The organism is Pseudomonas sp. Irchel 3H7 (assembly GCF_900187605.1).
Lineage (GTDB): Bacteria > Pseudomonadota > Gammaproteobacteria > Pseudomonadales > Pseudomonadaceae > Aquipseudomonas.
The window spans coordinates 602,393-622,144 of record NZ_FYEA01000001.1 but is presented as its reverse complement, the minus strand read 5'-3'; the positions used below and the strand labels follow the sequence as shown (position 1 = coordinate 622,144).

Annotated in this window: 14 protein-coding genes; 7 read left to right on the top strand and 7 right to left on the bottom strand. The window is 60.7% G+C overall.

Translation table 11 applies throughout. The annotated features are described in order from the left end of the window. Positions 1-75: 75 nt before the first annotated feature. The 4 genes from CKW38_RS03010 to pvdM form a co-directional block, all read right to left on the bottom strand. Positions 76-1,725, bottom strand: coding sequence for a cyclic peptide export ABC transporter (locus CKW38_RS03010; RefSeq protein ID WP_095111780.1), 1,650 nt, complete (start codon positions 1,723-1,725; stop codon positions 76-78). Between the two features lie 109 nt (positions 1,726-1,834). Next, positions 1,835-2,722, bottom strand: a complete 888-nt coding sequence (locus tag CKW38_RS03005; RefSeq protein ID WP_007913354.1) for a formylglycine-generating enzyme family protein — start codon at positions 2,720-2,722, stop codon at positions 1,835-1,837. 37 nt (positions 2,723-2,759) lie between these two features. Next, positions 2,760-4,046, bottom strand: a complete 1,287-nt coding sequence (locus CKW38_RS03000) for an aminotransferase class V-fold PLP-dependent enzyme (RefSeq protein WP_095111779.1) — start codon at positions 4,044-4,046, stop codon at positions 2,760-2,762. Next, positions 4,043-5,413 (bottom strand): pyoverdine-tailoring dipeptidase-like protein PvdM, encoded by a 1,371-nt coding sequence (pvdM, locus tag CKW38_RS02995; protein WP_095111778.1) that lies wholly within the window; start codon positions 5,411-5,413, stop codon positions 4,043-4,045. The genes CKW38_RS03000 and pvdM overlap by 4 nt, the downstream gene beginning before the upstream one ends. 207 nt (positions 5,414-5,620) lie before the next feature. On the opposite strand from pvdM, the gene CKW38_RS02990 reads away from it, so the two are divergent. Further along, on the top strand, positions 5,621-7,246 hold the full coding sequence (locus CKW38_RS02990) for a PvdJ/PvdD/PvdP-like protein (protein WP_095111777.1): 1,626 nt from the start codon (positions 5,621-5,623) through the stop codon (positions 7,244-7,246). 180 nt (positions 7,247-7,426) lie between these two features. Here the strand turns inward: CKW38_RS02990 and CKW38_RS02985 are convergent, their stop codons facing one another. Genes CKW38_RS02985 through CKW38_RS02975 form a run of 3 tightly spaced genes read right to left on the bottom strand, consistent with a single transcriptional unit; the run spans position 7,427 to position 11,966 of the window. Then, a complete protein-coding gene (locus CKW38_RS02985) occupies positions 7,427-8,821 on the bottom strand; it encodes an efflux transporter outer membrane subunit (RefSeq protein WP_095111776.1) in 1,395 nt (464 codons plus the stop codon). A gap of 7 nt (positions 8,822-8,828) precedes the next feature. Next, a complete protein-coding gene (locus tag CKW38_RS02980) occupies positions 8,829-10,802 on the bottom strand; it encodes a MacB family efflux pump subunit (RefSeq protein WP_095111775.1) in 1,974 nt (657 codons plus the stop codon). Continuing rightward, complete coding sequence (locus tag CKW38_RS02975) at positions 10,803-11,966, bottom strand: efflux RND transporter periplasmic adaptor subunit (protein WP_095111774.1); 1,164 nt, start codon at positions 11,964-11,966, stop codon at positions 10,803-10,805. Positions 11,967-12,287: 321 nt separating this feature from the next. On the opposite strand from CKW38_RS02975, the gene CKW38_RS02970 reads away from it, so the two are divergent. From CKW38_RS02970 to CKW38_RS02945, 6 genes are all read left to right on the top strand, one after another. Continuing rightward, entirely contained in the window at positions 12,288-12,770 is a 483-nt protein-coding gene (locus CKW38_RS02970) for a sigma-70 family RNA polymerase sigma factor (RefSeq protein WP_042704912.1), read from the top strand. Between the two features lie 131 nt (positions 12,771-12,901). Further along, positions 12,902-14,236 carry a lysine N(6)-hydroxylase/L-ornithine N(5)-oxygenase family protein gene (locus tag CKW38_RS02965; RefSeq protein ID WP_095111773.1) on the top strand — a complete coding sequence of 445 codons (1,335 nt, stop codon included), beginning with the start codon at positions 12,902-12,904 and terminating at the stop codon, positions 14,234-14,236. Positions 14,237-14,813: 577 nt separating this feature from the next. Further along, entirely contained in the window at positions 14,814-17,513 is a 2,700-nt protein-coding gene (mgtA, locus tag CKW38_RS02960; protein WP_095111772.1) for a magnesium-translocating P-type ATPase, read from the top strand. Between the two features lie 136 nt (positions 17,514-17,649). Next, on the top strand, positions 17,650-18,366 hold the full coding sequence (locus CKW38_RS02955; RefSeq protein WP_007913384.1) for an MgtC/SapB family protein: 717 nt from the start codon (positions 17,650-17,652) through the stop codon (positions 18,364-18,366). 173 nt (positions 18,367-18,539) lie between these two features. Beyond that, a complete protein-coding gene (locus CKW38_RS02950) occupies positions 18,540-18,983 on the top strand; it encodes a chemotaxis protein CheY (protein ID WP_095111771.1) in 444 nt (147 codons plus the stop codon). Positions 18,984-19,118: 135 nt separating this feature from the next. Further along, the gene (locus tag CKW38_RS02945; protein WP_007913386.1) at positions 19,119-19,745 is read left to right on the top strand and encodes a response regulator transcription factor; all 627 of its coding nucleotides are present in this window, start codon (positions 19,119-19,121) and stop codon (positions 19,743-19,745) included. Positions 19,746-19,752: the final 7 nt, after the last annotated feature.

Genomic DNA, 19,752 nt, shown 5'->3' with positions numbered 1-19,752 from the left:
TATTCATCTCATTAAGACGAGGAAGCCGCGGCAAACCGGAAAATTATTTTTCCGGCCTGGCCGCGGCCGCGTCGATCAAGCGGTTTGCAGTTCGCTCTTGACCCTGCCGGCCTCCATGCGCACCAGTTGATCGGCGACGTCGAAGTAACGGTCATCGTGGGAGATCACGATGATGGTCTTGCCCAGACGTTTGAGGTCTGGCAACAACTCTGTGTAGAAAATACGGCGGAACGTCGGGTCCTGATCGGCCGCCCATTCATCGAACACCAGCACCGGCCGCTCTTCGAGCCAGGCATTGACCAATGCCAGACGCTTGCGCTGGCCGGTGGACAAATCGGTGGTGCTGAATGCGCCGTCGCGCACGCTGACCTTGTGCGCGATCTCCAGACGTTCGAGGTAGCGGGTCGCGTCCTGCGGGACTTCGCGGTCGCCCTGAATCAGATCGTCGAACAGGTAATAGTCGGCAAAAATCGTCGTGAAATTCTGCCGGTAGTCATCGCGGTTGAGCGCGGTGATCGGCTGATCGTTGACGCGGATCTCGCCTTCGGTCGGCGCATACAAACCCAACAACAACTTGATCAGCGTGGTTTTGCCGCAACCGTTTTCGCCGACGATAAACACGATGTCGCCCTGTTCAATACGCAGGTTCACCGGCCCCAGACGGAACGGCTCACTGCCTTCCACAGGCGGGAAGGCGTAACGCACGTTGTGCAGTTCGAGGCTGTTGACCGCGCCGGGTTTCTTGCCCTGATCTTCCAGCAGCAGGTGCGGTTCGGGTGAGGAGAATTGCTCACTCAGCTCGGCGATGCGGCGGAAGGCAATCTGCGCACGGCTGATGATCGGCAACGTGCTGACCAGATGCTCCAGCGGCCCCTTCATGTACAGCAGCACCAGGACGAAGCCGCTCATTACCGCTTTGTCGCCGCTGGGCCAGAAGGATTGCAGGGCCAGCGCCATGCCGATCACCACGAAGAACAGCATTGAACCGAAAGACTTGGCGATGACGAAGGTGTTGATGGATTTGATCTGGGTGTCGCAGATCTTCTCGGCGGTTTTCTGAATCCCGGCGACAAACATACGCTGGCGACGCGGGCGATGAATGCGCAGTTCCTTGGCACCCTCGGCAATCGCGTTGTAGTGTTTTTGCAGTTCGTCTTCGGAATCACGGGCGGCGTAGAAACCGCGCATGCCTTTGGCCCGGGCAATCGCCTGAATGGTCGTGCCGATGGCAATCGCCACCAGCATCATCAGGAACATCGGCCAGGACAGCATGGCCAGATAGCCGAGGCAGCCGAGGGTGACGGTCATGGATATCGCCAGCGGGGCAAACGCGAAAGCGAAGTCGCTGATGGTGTCGACGTCGTGGGTCAGCACCGGGATCAACCGGTGGCTGCGATAGCGTTCGATCTGGTCGATTGGCGCCGACAAGACCTTCTCCCCCAGCTCTTTGCGCAATTTGGCGATGATGTGCTGGCCGACGTAGTTGGTGCCGATGTCGGACAGAATCGTCGTCAGCAAGGCCAGCGCACAGAGGCCGGCGAAAATCATCACCACCGTGCGGGTCAGGCCGTCGTCGGAGTGCAGGGCATTGTTGATGGTTGCCAGCAGCACGGTGACGCTCAGGCCGCCGATCATGCCGAGCACGATGGACACAGAGACGATCAGGCGGAAGGGCTTGAGCAAGGCGAACAATTCGTTGATCGCCCCACGCGTAGGCTTGGTCATGGAGGATTCCTGCTTCGGTGCGGAGGGAGTGCCGGTACTAAAGGAAAACGAATGGTCACGGACTTTCTTTAAACGACCGCAGACGGGACTGCGGTCGTGGCGGGCAGGATCAGAGGTCGCGCACTACGCGAAACCCGAGCCAGTCGCCCTTGCTGGTTGGCCAGCTGCTGTTGCGGTTGCCGGAACGCGAGAACACCGGCGCCTCGCCCCAGTCGTTGCCACGCATGACTTGGCGTTCGCAGTTTTCCTGAGTCCATGGGCGACCGTCGTTAGGTACGCCGGAATAATCCTTGTGATAGCAGTCGGCGGTCCATTCGTAGACGTTGCCGTGAGCGTCGTAAACGCCGAAGGCATTGGCCGGGAATGTGCCGGCCGGGGAGGTGAAGTTGTAACCGTCGGCGGCGCCATAGGTGTTGGCGTGTTTGGAGATCTGGTAGTTGTTGCCTTCATCGAACGGGAAAGGGAAGGGCCCGCTGCTGCCGCCGCGTGCGGCGTACTCGCGGATCGATTCGCTTTGCAGGCGATAGGCATGACCGGTTTTTTTCGACAACCAATCGATGTAGCCCTGGGCTTCGGCGACGTTCATGCACACGGCCGGGTCGCGGGCAGTCTGTTTGAATTCCGGTTTGCCAGCGGTGCAGCGGCGGCCCGGGCGATCATCGAAGTCGTAAGGCTTGTTGCCGGTTTCGCGCACATACGCGTCCCACTCGCCGACCAGCACCTGAAAGCGGCTGATGGCGAACGGTTTGCTGAAGGTCACGTCGTGGCGCGGGCCTTCGTCCGGTTCGCGGCCGACTTCGTCATCCGGGGTGCCCATGGTGAAGGTGCCAGTCGGCAGCACGACCATTTCCGGGCAGTCCTTGCAGTCCTTGAACACTTTGCCCGGCGCCGGCGGCGTCGCCGCTTGAGCAGCACCGGGCAGCAGGCCGGCGCACAGCGCGGTCAGGGCCAGCGCGGGCAGGGCCTTGAAGGTGAAACAGGCGTGAGGCTTTTTCATGAGTCGTCTCTGTGAAAGGAAAACTGGAGTCGAGGGATCAGGCGCGCCGTTTTTTTTCGAGGAGGGCCATGAAACGCTCCACTTCGGCTTCGTTGTTGAGCAGGCCGGGCGCCGTGCGAATCACCGGGCCGACGTCGCGGCTGACCGCATCGCAGATCACCCGGTTTTGCATCAGGTAGGCGGCCACTTCGTCGCTGTCCTGGCCCTTGACCCGGAAGAACGTGAAACCGGCAGAAAATTTCGGCTCGAGCGGGGTCACCAGTTCGATGTCCGCGCGTTCGCGCAGGCGCTGTTTCAGATAGCTGTTGAGCTGATGAATGCGTGCCTGAACGTCGGCCTTGCCCAGTTGCAGGTGCAATTTGAACGCTTCGTCCACCGCCCAGCGATGCTCGAAGGCGTGATAGCCGCCCGGGGTCATGATGGTGGCGAAGGAAGTGGCTTCGGAGAACGTCGGCACGCTCGGGCTGACGTACTTCAGCTCTTCGCTGCGGCTGCATACGATGCCGGTGCCGCGCGGACCGAACATCCATTTGTGGGTGCCGGCGATAAAGAAGTCGCAGTTCATCTGCGGGAAACTCAGGTCGTCGACACCGAAACCGTGCACGCCGTCGACCACGTAGATCAAGCGGTCCTTGTCGTCACGTTGACGGTTGTGTTCATCGACCAGCCGCGAAATATCGCTGATCGGCAATTTCACGCCGCTGCCCGAATGCACCCAGGTCATGCCGAGTACGCGGGTCTCAGGGCGAATGTTGCGGTTGATCGTGTCGAGCACCTGATCCGTGGAAATGCTTTGCGGCGTTTCGAACAGTTTGAGTTTGCGCACCCGGGTGCCATCGCGGCGGCTGCGGAAATCGAGGATGTTGCGCGTGGAATAGTGTTCGTGTTCGGTGGTAAGGATTTCCTGATCCGCGCGCACCTGCACACTGCCATAAATCATCGCCAGGCCTTCGGTGGTGCTGCCAGTGAGGGCGATCTGGCCGGGCTTGGCTTGCAGGTACTTGCCGGCCCAGACCCGCACGTTTTGCTGCAATTGTTCGTTGCTCCCCAGATCCCAATCCATCGCCAGTCCCGGATTCCGGTCGAGCGTGGCGCGATGGCGTTCGATGGCTTCGCGCACGGGTTTGGGATGGGAGGTGATCAGGAAGTTGGCGAAGTGGATCGCCTGCGGGTCCTGATCGAACAGCTGGCGCAATTGCGTCCATTTGTTCGCAGAAGCCACTGGCGAAGTCGTGGCCATTGCCGGCGCCGCGAGGCTGGCGCCGAATGGCAGGGCAGCCGCCATCACACCGGCCTGTTTCAGAAAGGTCCGGCGGTCAGTCATGGCTTGGCAGTGTCCTGACGGGAAATCAGCGCCGGTTTCGCGGCTTTCTGCACTTGATCCCAGACGCGCATGAAGTTGCCGCCCCACAGCTTGGCAATGTCCGCTTCGGAGTAGCCGCGCTGGATCAGTTCGGCGGTGACGTTGCGGATTTCGCCAACGTTCTCCCAACCCTTGATGCCGCCGCCGTCGTTGAAGTCGGACGAGATGCCGACATGGTCGATACCGATTTTGCGCACCGTGTAATCGATGGCGTCGCCGAGATCCTTGAGGGTCGCTTTCGGCTCTTCTTCAAGGATGCCGTAGAGGCCGCTGGCGTACTGGCCGAGTTTCTGTTCCGACCAGGCGGTGATGATCGGATCGCCCGGCATCAGCGCCATGGCCAGGTTTGGCAGTGGCGGCAGATCGAAGCGTGCGCGCAGGGCGTTGAGTTTGTCCTGCGTGCCCTGGGTCAGCGGTTTGAGGTACTGCGAGAAACCAACCACCTGAACCACGCCGCCGCTGTTCTTGATCAGTTGCAGTTCCTTGTCGCTGAGGTTGCGCGGAATATCCACTGCCGCACGCGGCGCCGAGTGCGAGGCCACCAACGGTGTGCGGCTCAACTGCGCAACCTGTTCCAGGCCTTTGGTCGACATCTGTGAAACGTCGATGATCACGCCCAGATCGTTCAAACGCTGCACCGCTTGCTTGCCGATATCGGAGAGACCGTCGAGGGCGTCCGGCGAGTCATTGAAGAACGGCAGCGGCCGCGACGAGTCCGCCCAGCTGTTGTTGCCGATGTAGCTGAAGCCGAACATGCGCATGCCGCGCCCGGCCCACAGGTCCAGTTTGCTCAGGTCGTTGCCCAGCGGATAGGCGTTGAGCATGCTGATGAAAATCGCGAACTTGCCTTCGCCATGCAGGCGGCGGAAATCATCCGGGGTGTAGGCGATGCCGACCTGATTGGGGAAGTCGCGGACCATGCCGGTGATGATCTTGTAACGGACTTCCTGCTGGTTGCGGGCTTCTTCGACAAAACCTTCGGTGGGGCGATGCGGGGCATTGGGGCCATTCCACATTTCCGGCCAGCCGAACACGGTCAGCGCAGCGCCCGACAAGCGCCCGCGATTGGCCTTGATCAGGTCGAACTGGCCGGAGCCGTCCTTGTCGGCTTCGTTGCCGTGGGCGCCGAAACTCAGCGGTACGGTGATGTGGCTGTCGAACGAGAGGATGCGATCCTGCAATTCGGTCGCCTGCTTCATCACCTTTACCGGGTAGCCGGGGTTGTCCCGAAACCAGTAATCCCAAGCCAGAAACCCTGCGCCGGCGCTGATCGCCAAGGCCAGCGGCAGGCCGATAAATAGAGCCTTTTTCGAACGCGGTTTTGTCATTGCCATCTCATTCAGGTTCGCCGTCGAGGTGCAGGCGCAGGGGCCTTTGCTATCTGGGAGGAACGAGTGGCCGGGCGGGTAATTTAGTCGCGCGCAGGAAAAGCGCTGACGGCGCATCGCGATCTTTTGCCGGGGCCGTAAATTTCCCCGGCGAGCAAACGTTCTAGCTTGGATAAAGCCTGCTTCATGGCTGACACAGGTAGGGCAATGACGATCTCTCGACGCTGGTTCATGGCGGGCATGGCACTCACGGGCGCCGCGCTGCCTGCCGCTTTTTATGCACATCGTGAGCTGACCCGCGAGGAGTTTCCGATCACCCCGGGAGAGGCCACGGTCGACCTGGCCGATACGGCTGGTCAACAGTTGGCGGACAACCTGCGCGGCGTCTGGGATATCCGTTTCAGCGGCGCTGCGGCGGGGCTCGATGGCTTGCCACGCGAAGGCCTGGAGCTGTTTCTCGACATTGCCCACCGGGGTCGCGGCCTGCGTGGGTTTCTCGATACCGGTGCCAATCTGCGTTCAGCAGAACCTGCGCGTTATCAAGTGATCGGCGATCTGGCACCGGGCAACGGCGCCGAATTGTACTGGCGGCTGATGCGTACCGATGCGCCGCACGCGCCGCCGGTCTACGAATTCAAAGTCAAACTCGACGAAGTCTGGGCGGCATTCGGCAATGCCGGCAGTGGCACGTTCACCGGGCAAGTGTTGCGCTTGGATCGGCCGTTGGCGCTGCCCGAACTGGACAATCACTTCATCGCCATCAAGCGACGTTTTCCCGAGGCCCGCGAACGCACCGGGTTGAACCCGACGCTGTTGGCGTGGCTGGTCGCGCCGGAACATCGCCTGTTCCACCAGCTCTGGCACGCCAGCCGCGACAAGTGGCACAAACTCTCGGAGAAAAAACGCGATGCCCTGCGCGGTATCGGCTGGCAACCCGGCCCCCGTGACAAGGAGCGCGATGCCCGTGGGCCGAGCAAGGATCGCAATGGTTCGGGCATCGACTTCTTCTTCATGCACCGGCACATGCTCGGCAAGGCCCGTTCGATGCAGGATCTGCCGTCATGGCAGGCCTTCCCGATGCCGCAGCCGGAACTGGAGCGTGACCGCCAGGGCTTCGCCCGCTATTTCGACAATCACGACGGTGACGCGCTGCCGCCCACCTGGCTGACCGAAGGTGACGACGAGTACACCAAGTGGGTCAGCGACATCAAAGCGGCCGAGACCTACCACAGCAATTTCCAGGTGTGGGAATCGCAGTACCGCGACCCACGCTACCTGGCGAAACTCAGCCTCGGCCAGTTCGGTTCGGAAGTCGAACTGGGCCTGCACGATTGGCTGCACATGCGCTGGGCGTCGGTGGCGCGGGACCCGTCCAACAACATTCCGGTGCCGATGGCGCGCGATCAGGCGGACTTCGCGGCGCGCTGGTATGCGCCGGAAAACGACTTTCTCGGCGACCCGTTTTCCTCCCATGTGAACCCGGTGTTCTGGCGTTTCCACGGCTGGATCGATGACCGTATCGAAGACTGGTTCCGTGCACATGAGCGTTTCCACCCGGGCGAAGTCAGCCGGCTGGAAGTCAACGGTGTGCCGTGGTTTGCGCCGGGGCGCTGGGTTGAGGTCGACGATCCTTGGCTGGGGCCGGACACCCATGGCTGCAGCACCGTGCCGGGGTTGCAAATCGGCCGTTCGGTGGAAATGGACCCGGAAACCATGAAGCTGGCGTTGCGCATCACGTTTGGCGATGAAGACAACATGGCCGACCTGTTCCGCAAAGTGCCGCAGCGCCCGTGGTATGCCCGGCATCTGAAAGTGAAAGGCCGGCAACTCTAAGCGCAAAAAAAATCGCAGCCAGGTGCTGCGATTTTTTTTGCCCCGAGAATTCAATCAGTCACGACGCGATCCCGTGTAGGAGCTGCCGAAGGCTGCGATCTTTTGATCTTGACTCTTAAAAGCAAGATCAAAAGATCGCAGCCTCGTTGCATTCGACAGCTCCTACAAGAGATGTTGCTGTCAGATAACCTGCCAGCCACCGCCCAACGCCTTGTACAAGGCAATGCTCGCCTGCAGTCGCGACAAGCGCAGTTGCACATTCATATCCTGCGCCGCATACAAAGTGCGCTGGGTTTGCAGCACCGTCAGCAAGTCTTCGGCACCGGCCTGATAACGACTTTGCGCGATGTCGAACGCGGTCTGCGCCTGGCTCAGCTCTTCGCTTTGCCACTGGCGCTGTTCGTCGAGGCCGCGAATGCTGCTCAGGGCTTTTTCCACGTCGGCGAAGCCATTGATGATCGCCCCTCGATAGGTTTCCAGCAGTTCGTCCTGACGCGCCTTGGCCTTGTCGCGCTCGGCGCTCAGGCGACCGTTGTTGAAGATCGGCGCGGTCAAGCCGGAAGACAGGTTGTAGAACGTGGTGCGCAGCAGGTCCGCCGCCAGATCGGCGCCGGTGCCGAGGCTGGCGGTCAAGGTGATTTTCGGCAACATGGCCGCGCGAGCGACGGTGACGTCAGCCTGAGCCGCTGCCAGTTTGGCTTCGGCGCTGGCGATGTCCGGACGCCGGCTCAGCAGATCGCTGGGCACGCCACTGGCGATATTCGGCCACTGCAACTGTTCGAACGACTGTTGCGGTGACGACAGTGTCTGCACTGGTTGGCCGAGCAGGGCGGCGAGGGTGATCAAGGCTTCGCGGGCCTGTTGTTGCACCAGCGGCAATTTGCGCTGCTGTTCCGCTACCAGGCTTTTTTGCTGGGCCAGTTCCAGCGCGGTGGCGCTGCCGGCGTCGAAACGGGTTTGCACCAGGTGCAGGACGTTCTGCGCATTGGCCAGATTGAGTTCGGCAATGCGCGCCTGTTCGCGCAACGCCAAGGCTTGGGTGTAGCTGCTGGCCACGCCGCTTTGCAGGGTCAGCTCGACGGTGGCACGGTCGAATTCGCTGGCCTGGACGCCGAATACGGCGCTGTCGCGGGCCGCGCGTTTGCCGCCCCAGAAGTCGATTTCGTAACTGGCGCTCAACTCGGCGTCGTAATAATCCAGCGAGCGATTATCCGGGCTGACGTCCAGCTGGCTATAGCCTTTGCCGTGCAACAGTTTCTGTCGATTGGCATTGAGCCCGGCCTTGATTTCCGGGAGCAGCGGGGCGCCGGCAATCGTCGCACTGGCCTGGGCTTGCCTGACTCGCGCAACAGCGGCGCCGAGGTCATGGCTGCCCAGTCGCGCCTGTTCGACCAGTCGATCAAGTTCGGGGCTGCCGAACTGCGTCCACCATTGGCGGTTGCTCTGCACGGCACCGGGCTGCTCAGGCGACTGCCACGCGGGCGGTGGCTGCACGCCGCTGTCGGGGCGCGACGCAGGGCTGTTGCAGGCCGCCAGCAACAGGCTGGCGGCAAGGAGTGTCAGTGGCGCTTTCATAGATCGATCATTCACTGGTAAGGGCCGTGACCGGGTCGAGCCGGGCAGCCTTGCGGGCAGGCATGAAGCCGAAGAGGACGCCGGTGACCAGCGCGCAGGCGAAAGCACCGATGACGGCCAGCCATTGAAACGCGATCGCCACGCCGCTGAACCACAGCACGCCGCCGACCAGCATCGCCAGACTGATGCCAGCAATGCCGCCGACCACCGAGAGCATCACCGCTTCAGTGAGGAACTGGCGCAGGATGTCGCGCTGTCGTGCACCCGTGGCCATGCGGATACCGATTTCCCGGGTGCGTTCGCGCACGGTCATGAGCATGATGTTCATCACGCCGATACCGCCGACCAGCAAAGAGATTGCAGCAATGGCGCCGAGCATCAGCGACAGCGTGCCTTGCGTGCGTGCTTCGGCCTGAATCATTGCGGCGTTGTTGGTCAGTTCGAAATCCTTCTTGCCGTTGTGCCGCCGCAGCATCGCCTGTTCGATCGCCTGCTCGGCGTCTTTGACCTTGCGTGCGTCCTTGGCGGCGATCACCACGTATTCCGGATTGCGGCTGCCGAACAGGCGCGTGCTGGCCGCCGAGTAGGGCACTGCGATGCGGTTGTCGCTGTCGGAATCGCCGGAGCTCGAGCCCTTTTCCGCAAGAACGCCGAGCACCTGAAACGGCACGTTTTCGATCAGGATGTACTGGCCGATCGGGTCGGCGACATCCTTGAGCAGCTTGTCGCGCACTTTGGTACCGATCACCGCCACGGCGGCGGCGCTGTCTTCATCGGCCTGGGTGAAGTAACTGCCCTGAACCACCGGCCAGTTGAAAATGGTTGGAAAATTGGTGTCGTTGCCACCGACGTAACTGCTGTGGTCGGCGTTGCCGAAACGCACGCCAGCGGTCGAGCCGTTGACCGGCATGATCCGTTCCACCTGGGGCAGGGCGGCCAGCTCGGCGACGTCGTCGAGGGTGATGATGCCCGGTGGCGTGCGCGGGTTGGGCGCGGCGCCGCTGAGGTAAATGATGTTGGAACCGAAGGCGCCCATCTGTGCCATCACCTGGCGTTTGCTGCCTTCGCCCACCGCCAGCATCACCACCACCGAGGCCACGCCGATGACGATCCCCAGCAGTGTCAGCGCAGTACGAAAACGATTGATCCACATGACCCGCCACGCCGCTTGCACGGCGTCGACCAGTTCACCTTTCCAGGCGCCGGTCTCGGTGCTGCCGGTGCTCAGGCGCTGGCGCAGATCCACGGCTTGCAAGGCGCCGGGGTTGGCGCTGCGTGGTGGCGCTGACGGCTGTTCGGCGGTGTCGCTGATGATCAGCCCGTCACGAATCTCGATGATGCGTTTGGCCCGCTGCGCGACTTCGCGGTCGTGGGTGATGAGAATCACCACATGGCCCTGACCGGCGAGTTCGTCGAGCAGGGTCATGACCTCGGCGCCGCTGTGGCTGTCGAGGGCGCCGGTGGGTTCGTCGGCGAGAATGATGTGGCCGCCGTTCATCAACGCCCGGGCAATCGACACCCGCTGTTGCTGACCGCCGGAAAGCTGATGCGGGCGGTTGCCGGTGCGGCTGCCCAGGCCGAGCCGCTCCAGCAAGGCACTGGCCCGGGCGTGGCGTTCGGCGGCCGGGGTGCCGGCGTAGATGGCCGGCATCTCGACGTTTTCCTGGGCGGAGCCGGACGGAATCAGGTGATAACCCTGGAACACAAAACCGAACGCTTCGCGGCGTAGCCAGGCCAGTTCATCGGTATCGAGCTGGGCGACATCTTCGCCGGCGAAGCGATATTCGCCGCTGGTAGGGCGGTCGAGACAGCCGAGAATATTCATCAAAGTCGATTTGCCGGAGCCGGATGCGCCGACGATCGCGACGAACTCGCCAGCATGAATCGACAGGTCGATACCGCGTAATACTTCCACCAGCGGGCTGTCATTGCCGCCGTAGGATTTGCGGATCTGCCGCAGGTCAATCAGAGGGGTTTGCATTCAGCCTCCGCTGCCGGTGGCCGGCGCGCTGAGGATGTGATCGCCTTCGACCAGGCCTTCAAGCACTTGTGTGCGCAAACGGTCGCTGATGCCGGTGCGCACGTCACGTGCCTGGATTTCGCCGTTAGCGGCGACGATCTGCGCGCGTTGCCACTGCGGCCGTGAGCCGGGTTGCAGGGCGGCGGTCGGCACGGTGAGGGTGTCCTGTGCCTGTTGCGCAACGAAGAACACCTGCGCGGTCATGTCGGTCATCAGGCTGTTGTCAGCGTTGTCGACGTCGAGCAACACGGTGTAGAGCACCACGCGTTCGCTGCCGCTGCGACCGCTGGTGGGGCTGCCGCCCTGATTCTGTTCGAGCGGGCGCGGTGGCACTGGCAGAATCTGCCGCACCGTGCTGCTCCAGCGTCGGCTACCGCCGCTGAGGGTGGTGAAGTAGGCGGTCATGCCGGGTTTGACGTGGCCGATGTCCGCTTCGGAAACCTCGGCCCATACGGTCATCGGCGAGAGCCGGGCGATGCGCAGGATCAGCGGGGTTTGCTGTTGCGCATTGAGCGTCTGGCCTTCCCGGGCGCCGACGGCCACGACTGTGCCGCTCATCGGTGCATAAATGCGTGTGTAGCCAAGTTCCGCTTCGTCACTGCGCAGGCTGGCCTGAGCCTGACGGATCTGCGCCTGGAACATGTCGATGCGGGCCTGTGTCGCGCGGACTTCGGCGCGAGCCGTCTGCACGTCTTCTTCACGGGTGGCGCCACCGGCGGCGAGCTTCTGCTGGCGCTGGTATTTCTGTTGCGCGAGATCGTGCTGGGCGCGTTGCTCCTGCAGCTGCGCCTTGAGGTTCTCGATGGAAAACCGCCCGGCATCCAGTTTGGCCTTTTGCGTGGAGGGGTCGATCTCCACCAGCAACTGGCCTTCCTTGACCGTATCGCCAGCCTCGACATGAATCTTCTGAATCTGCCCGGAGGCCTGCGCACCGACATCCACGTAACGGCGTGGCTGCAACGTGCCCAGTGCGGTCACGCTGTTTTCGATACTGCTGCGAGTCACTTGCACCGTGGCGAGGGCGTCGCGCCCCGGCGGCAGGACTTGCCACGCGGCAACGGCGATCACGGGAATCAGACAAAGGGCGGCGAACAAGGCGCGTCGGGCGGGGCGGGGACGTTTCATGCAGGGTTCCGGCCAGTGGGTTCGGCCCGTCATTCGGCCAGTACACAGGCGTGCAGGGGCGCTGAACGCTGTCGCATGGCACGACAGATACGGGGAGCTGTCCTGTAAACGATGCATGGGCAAGGGAATTTAAGCGCCCACACATCATGTAACAGGTGTCCGGGCAGGACTATTTGGTCGGGATGTGGAATCAGCTCTTTAAATCTATATGAGAATTACTATAAATTACGCACCTCAAGTTGCCACTATCTTGCTACTGCCAATTCCGTGGCGGGATCAGTGTGCTCAAGGACAGGAACTGCATCGATGCGGTCGGGAGTCATGTTGGAAAACTACTATCGTGAGCTGGTGTGTTTCCTTAACGCCAAGCTGGGCAACCGTCAGGTGGCCGAAGATGTGGTGCATGACGCTTATGTGCGGGTGCTGGAGCGTTCCAGCGACACGCCGATCGAACAACCGCGGGCCTTCCTTTACCGCACGGCATTGAACCTGGTCATCGATGATCATCGGCGCAACGCCTTGCGTCAGGTCGAATCACTCGATGTGCTGGACAGTGAAGAACGCTATTTCACCCCGTCGCCCCATGGCACGCTTGACCACGGCCAGCGTCTGGAGATGCTCCAGCGCGCGCTGGCCGAGTTGCCGCCGCGTTGCCGTGAAAGTTTTCTGCTGCGCAAGATCGAAGGTCTGTCCCATCCGGAAATTGCCGAGCACCTCGGGATTTCCAAGGCGTTGGTAGAAAAACACATCGTCAACGCCATGAAACATTGCCGCTTGCGGATTAAACAATGGGATGCCCATTGATCCTTGCTGGTTAAATTTCCGTTCATCGTCCTCGTTCCTACTCAACAGACGACCTGCTGACCTGATTCAGGCCGGTCAGGCCACCCAGGCTTTATCCCCGCGTTGAGGGGTTCATCCAGAGGACACTGGAAATGACACAGGCAATTGCATCGCCCATCGTTCACGACCTGATCGGCGTCGGTTTCGGCCCTTCGAACCTGGCGCTGGCCATCGCTCTGCAAGAGCGCGGGCCGACCCACGGCGAGCTGGATGTGCTGTTCCTCGACAAGCAGGCCAACTACAGCTGGCACGGCAACACCCTGTCGACGCAGAGCGAGTTGCAGATTTCCTTCCTCAAGGATCTGGTGACCCTGCGCAATCCCACCAGCCCGTACTCGTTCGTCAATTACCTCAAACACCACGGTCGTCTGGTCGACTTCATCAACCTCGGCACGTTCTATCCGTGCCGCATGGAGTACAACGACTACCTGCGCTGGGTCGCCGGGCAGTTCACCGAGCAGAGCCGTTACGGCGAAGAAGTGCTGACCATCGAGCCGGTGCTGCACAACCAACAGGTTGAAGCGCTGCGCGTGATTTCCCGTGGCAGCGACGGCCAGCAGCATGTACGGACCACCCGTTCGGTGGTGGTCAGCGCCGGTGGCACGCCGCGCATTCCGGAGGCGTTCAAGGCACTGAAAGGCGACACCCGTGTGTTCCACCATTCGCAATACCTGTCGCAAATGGCCAAGCAGCCGTGCGTGAACAATCAGCCGATGAGCATCGCGATCATCGGTGGCGGGCAGAGCGCCGCAGAAGCCTTTATCGACCTGAACGATTCGTTCCCGTCGGTGCAGGTCGACATGATCCTGCGCGGCTCGGCCTTGAAACCTGCCGATGACAGCCCGTTCGTCAACGAAGTGTTCTCGCCGGAGTTCACCGATTTGGTGTTCCAGCAGAACAGTGCCGAGCGCGAACGTCTGGTCAACGAGTACCACAACACCAACTATTCGGTGGTCGACATCGACCTGATCGAACGCATCTACGGCATCTTTTATCGGCAGAAAGTCTCGGGGATTGCCCGCCACGCGTTCCGCACCCTGACTACCGTCGAGAAAGCCACCGCCACCGACAACGGTATCGAACTGGCTGTGCGCAACAACGCCACCGGCGAAGTCACCGTGCGCAACTATGATGCGGTGGTATTGGCCACCGGTTACGAGCGGCAGATGCACCGCAAACTGCTGGCACCGCTGGAAGAATACCTCGGCGACTTCGAGGTCGATCGCAACTACAAACTGATCACCGACGAACGCTGCAAGGCCGGCATCTACATGCAGGGCTTCTGCCAGGCCAGCCATGGTCTGAGCGATACGCTGTTGTCGGTGTTGCCGATTCGCGCGGACGAGATTGCCGGCTCGCTGTATGAGCATGGCAAGAATCGTGGGCATCGTTCGATGGCGGATCTGTTGTTGGCGACTGCTAGCTAACGCCGATTTCCAGGCCAGATCGTTCCCACGCTCTGCGTGGGAATGCCTCAACAGACGCTCCGCGTTCGGCCTTCGATAGGGACGCGGAGCGTCCCGGGCTGCATTCCCACGCAGAGCGTGGGAACGATCATCCTGAACCCTTCCTGAACATCCCCCACATTCCCCGACACACCTCCTTTTGCCGGTTTACTCTCACATCATCGGGGCGTAAGCTTCGCGCGTTTTCATCAATAGCGGAGACCCACAGTGGGTACTTGTTCGAGTGACAGTTGTCGGCCGGTCTCGGTAACCGGCAGATTCTCGGCAAGATAACGCGCAGCCTTTCTCTGCCGTTGTCTCGCCGTAACAGCGAGCAGCGGCACCCCGTGCATGACCCGTCCTGGGCCATGTCTGGACGTTCCTTCTCATCGACGCTGAACAGAGCGTGATTGCGACTTTATCGTCGTGATCGCAGCCCTATCGACACGCCTGTCGTTTCTGACCGGCGCGCCAGGCCTTGCCGTGCCGGTTTTTCCGGCGGACGAGGCGCGGCCGTACCTGCTTGACGGTTTCCCGGCTGACCATAGGGGCAACAGCCATGAAACTTACGCTCAAGGAATTCTTCGCAGGTTTTCTGCGGACCCGCCACATCGCCCGGCACTTCCGTCGCCTGGCGCTGCTGGAATCGATCAACGACACCACGGTCAGCCGTGAAGTCCCGCCCACGTTAGCCAACACGTTGGTCGATGCCGCGCAGTGCGACAGCGGTGTATTGCTGTCGTCATTGGGCACGCACTCCGATGGCCTCACTGATTTCGAAGTCGATGCGCTGCGTGCGCAATACGGTCTCAACGAAGTCGAACATGAGCAGCCTCTGCCGTGGTGGACGCACCTGTGGCACTGCTACAAAAACCCGTTCAACCTGCTGCTGACGTTGTTGGCGGTGATCTCGTGGCTGACCGAAGACCTCAAAGCCGCCGTTGTGATTTTTTCCATGGTGGTGCTGTCGACGCTGCTGCGCTTCTGGCAGGAAAGCAAATCCAACCAGGCCGCCGACGCGCTGAAAGCCATGGTCAGCAACACCGCCACGGTGATGCGCCGTGATGCGCCGCGCAGCGAATTGCCGATCAAGCAACTGGTGCCGGGCGATCTGATCGTGCTCTCGGCCGGTGACATGATTCCTGCTGATTGCCGCGTGCTCAGCGCCAAGGATCTGTTCGTCAGCCAAGCGGCGATGACCGGTGAATCGATGCCGGTGGAAAAATTTCCGCGTCAGGCTGATCGCGACACGCGCAATCCGCTGGAGCTGGACAACATCCTGTTCATGGGCACCAACGTAGTGTCCGGCACCGCTGTGGCGGTCATTCTGACCACCGGCAACAGCACCTATTTCGGTGCTTTGGCCCAGCGTGTCGGCGCCACTGATCGCGCGGTCACTTCGTTCCAGCAAGGCGTGAATAAAGTCAGCTGGTTGTTGATCCGTTTCATGTTCGTCATGGCGCCGCTGGTGCTGTTCATTAACGGTTTCACCAAGGGTGACTGGACTGAAGCGCTGCTGTTCGCGCTGTCGATTGCCGTTGGCCTGACCCCGGAAATGCTGCCGATGATCGTCACCTCGACGCTGGCCAAAGGCGCGGTGTTTCTGTCGCGTAAAAAAGTCATCGTCAAACGTCTTGATGCGATTCAAAACTTCGGCGCCATGGACGTGCTGTGCACCGACAAGACCGGCACGTTGACTCAGGACAAGATCTTCCTCGCGCGTAATGTCGATGTCTGGGGCGAAGACTCCGATGACGTGCTGGAGATGGCCTACCTCAACAGCTACTACCAGACCGGCCTGAAAAACCTGCTCGACGTCGCGGTGCTGGAACACGTGGAAGTCCACCGTGAACTGAAAGTCGGCACGGCGTTTCGCAAGGTCGATGAGATCCCGTTCGACTTCAATCGCCGGCGCATGTCGGTGGTGGTCGAAGGGCGTGGCCAGCCACATCAACTGATCTGCAAAGGTGCGGTGGAAGAAGTATTGGCGGTGTGCAGCCGCGTGCGGCACGGCGAAGTCGATGAAGCCTTGAGCGATGAATTGCTGACCCGGATTCGTCAGGTCACCGCAGCATTCAACGCTGAAGGCTTGCGCGTGGTGGCCGTGGCCGCACGCTCGATGCCGGAAGGTCGCGACACTTACAGTCTGGCTGATGAAAATGAACTGACGCTGATCGGCTATGTGGCGTTCCTCGATCCGCCGAAGGAAAGCACCGCGCCAGCGCTCAAGGCTTTGGCTGAACACGGTGTGGCAGTGAAGGTGCTGACCGGTGATAACGAGCTGGTGACGGCGAAAATCTGCCGCGAAGTAGGGCTTGCGCAACAAGGTCTGTTGCTGGGCAATGACGTCGAGCGCATGAGTGACGCCGAACTGGCGGTGGCTGTAGAGAAGACCAACGTCTTCGCTAAACTGACGCCGTCGCACAAGGAGCGCATCGTGCGCATCCTCAAAGGCAATGGCCATGTAGTCGGCTTCATGGGCGACGGCATCAACGACGCGCCCGCGCTGCGTACCGCCGACATCGGCATTTCCGTGGACAGTGCGGTGGACATCGCCAAGGAAGCGGCCGACATCATCCTCCTGGAAAAGAGCCTGATGGTGCTGGAGGAGGGCGTGCTCGAAGGGCGGCGCACCTTCGCCAACATGCTCAAGTACATCAAGATGACCGCCAGCTCCAACTTCGGCAACGTGTTCTCGGTGCTGGTCGCCAGTGCGTTCATTCCATTCCTGCCAATGCTGCCGATGCACCTGCTGGTGCAAAACCTGCTCTACGACATTTCGCAGATTGCGATTCCATTCGATAACGTCGATGAGGAAATGCTGAAGAAACCACAACGCTGGCAGCCGGGCGACGTCGGGCGCTTCATGCTGTTCTTCGGCCCGATCAGTTCGATCTTTGACATCACCACATTCGCTTTGATGTGGTACGTATTCGATGCCAACACCCCGGATCACCAGACCCTGTTCCAGTCCGGCTGGTTCGTGGTCGGGTTGCTGACCCAGACGCTGATCGTACACATGATCCGCACGCCGAAGATTCCGTTCCTGCAAAGCCGCGCCGCCATGCCGCTGCTGGTGATGACCGGGATCATCATGGCGGTCGGCATCTTTCTGCCGATGGGGCCGCTGGCGCACTACTTCAAATTGCAGGCGCTGCCATCGCTGTACTTCGTGTTCCTGCCGGTGATTCTGTTGGCGTACATGGCGCTGACCCAGGCGGTGAAAGGCTTCTACATCCGCCGGTTCGGCTGGCAATAACAGCAACACCGCTGCCCCTCTGTAGGAGCTGCCGAAGGCTGCGATCTCTTGATCTTGTCTTTTAAAAACAAAATCAAAAGATCGCAGCCTGCGGCAGCTCCTACAGAGGGATTTGTGTGTATTCAGGGAAATTACTATGCAAGCCATCAACAACCTCAACCTCGATTCGCTGCTCGACACCCTGGTCAGCCTCAGCGCTGCGTTCATTCTCGGTGGTCTGATCGGTTTCGAGCGCCAGTACCGGCAACGCACTGCCGGCCTGCGCACCAACGTGCTGGTCGCGGTCGGTGCAGCGATTTTCGTCGACATGGCCAACCGCCTCGCCGGTGCTGAAGGCGCGGTGCGCGTGGTTGCCTATGTGGTCTCCGGCATCGGTTTTCTCGGCGCCGGGGTGATCATGCGCGAAGAGGGCAATGTGCGCGGCCTCAACACCGCTGCAACGTTGTGGACTTCAGCAGCGGTCGGCGCCTGTGCCGGTGCCGACCTGCTTGCCGAAGCGGTGCTCGGCACACTGTTCATTCTGGCCGCCAACACCTTGCTGCGGCCAATCGTCAACAACATCAACCGCCAGCCCTTGGACGTGGTTTCGGCTGAAGTCACCAATATCGTCTACGTCATCGCCCGGCGCTCCCAGCAGACCGCCGTGTTCGCGTTGCTCGAAGCCGAGCTTGAACGCAGCAACTACCCGGCCAGCGATGTCGATGTGCATGCGTTCGGCGCCGATGAAATCGAAATCGAAGCGACGCTGGCGACGACGTCGGTCGATGGTGATGAACTGGATGCGCTGGTCGCAAGAATCTCGACGTCGGCATTGGTGGTGCAGGCGTTCTGGAGTCCGAGTACCACCGAATAAAGCGCTCTTCATCTTCAAGGGGTTTCAGTCGGTCACTAAAACGTCGAGTGAGGGGGCTGGCTCGTTGAGCCTGCGATGAATAGCCGTATTTTTCGGAATATTCCTACAGAACCCGCCGTAGGGCTTGCGTAGTCTTGCCACACCCAGAAAACGCAAATCCCGGGAGATTGACCATGATCACGAAAACCCTGCGCATCCTGATCGCCGACACGCAGCATTTCCACCGGATGAAAATCGAACGTCTGTTCAACAGCCTCGATTACTACCGCGTGGCTCCGGCACAGAGCCTCACCGAACTGCTGACGCTGGTGGACTACGGTTGCGAGCCGTTCGATGCGGTGGTCATCAATGCCGAACTGGCCGCAGGTTCGCTGGATCTGCTGGGGTTTTTCCTGGATAACCCGCAGGTTCGTCAGGCGCTGATCTACAACGAATCCACCGCACCATTACAACAGGCCTCGGGTTTCGCCCAGGAAAATGTGCAAATCAGCCATTTGGCACTGCCCTCAAAACAGTCGATCAGTCAGTTGATGGCGCTGGTCGATACACCCGCGAGACGCCAGTTTTTGTCAGCCTGCCAGCCATATTCACCGCTAAAATTCGCTGCTCATGCATAAAAAAACACTGGCCGCAACTGTCAGGTCTGACAGGTGATTTGCTCGCCGTTCCATGTAACAGTCCCGGCGCAGCCACTGAGTCTGGATCAGCCCCCATCGGTGGCCTATTCGTCAGACTTTGCACCGGGAGTGGCCATGAAGTCAGCGCTGATCGTCGACGATCATCCAGTGGTGCGCGCCGCCATCCGGATCGTGTTGCAAGCTGCAGGATTCAAAGAGATCTACGAGGCGTCCCAAGGCAACGAGGTGGTGTCGCTGATTCGGGAACACCAGCCTCGATTGGTGATACTCGATCTGAACTTGCCGGTACTCGGTGGGCTGGAGGTTCTTGCCCGGATCAAGGCCAATGATTTTGCTTGCCGCGTGCTGGTGTTCAGCACACACGAACCCATGTTCTATCAGGATCGCTGCGTGCGTGCCGGGGCCATGGCCTACGTGACCAAAACCAATCAACTGGAGCAATTGCGCAACGCCATTCGGGCGGTGATGTCGGGGCATACCTATTTTTCTACGCTCCCGGACATTTTCAGCACGCTGAATGCCGTGCAAACCACGGAGAAACAGATGATCGATCAGCTCTCCGATCGTGAGTTGAGCATTTTCCAGCAACTGGGGCAGGGCAAGTCCAACAAGGCGATTGCTGAGGACATGCACCTGAGCCACAAAACCGTCAGCACCTATAAAACCCGTCTGATGAAAAAGCTCGGGGTCCGCTCAGCGGTGCACTTGCGCGATTTCGCCAAGCGCAATCATGTGATCTGAGCGAGCG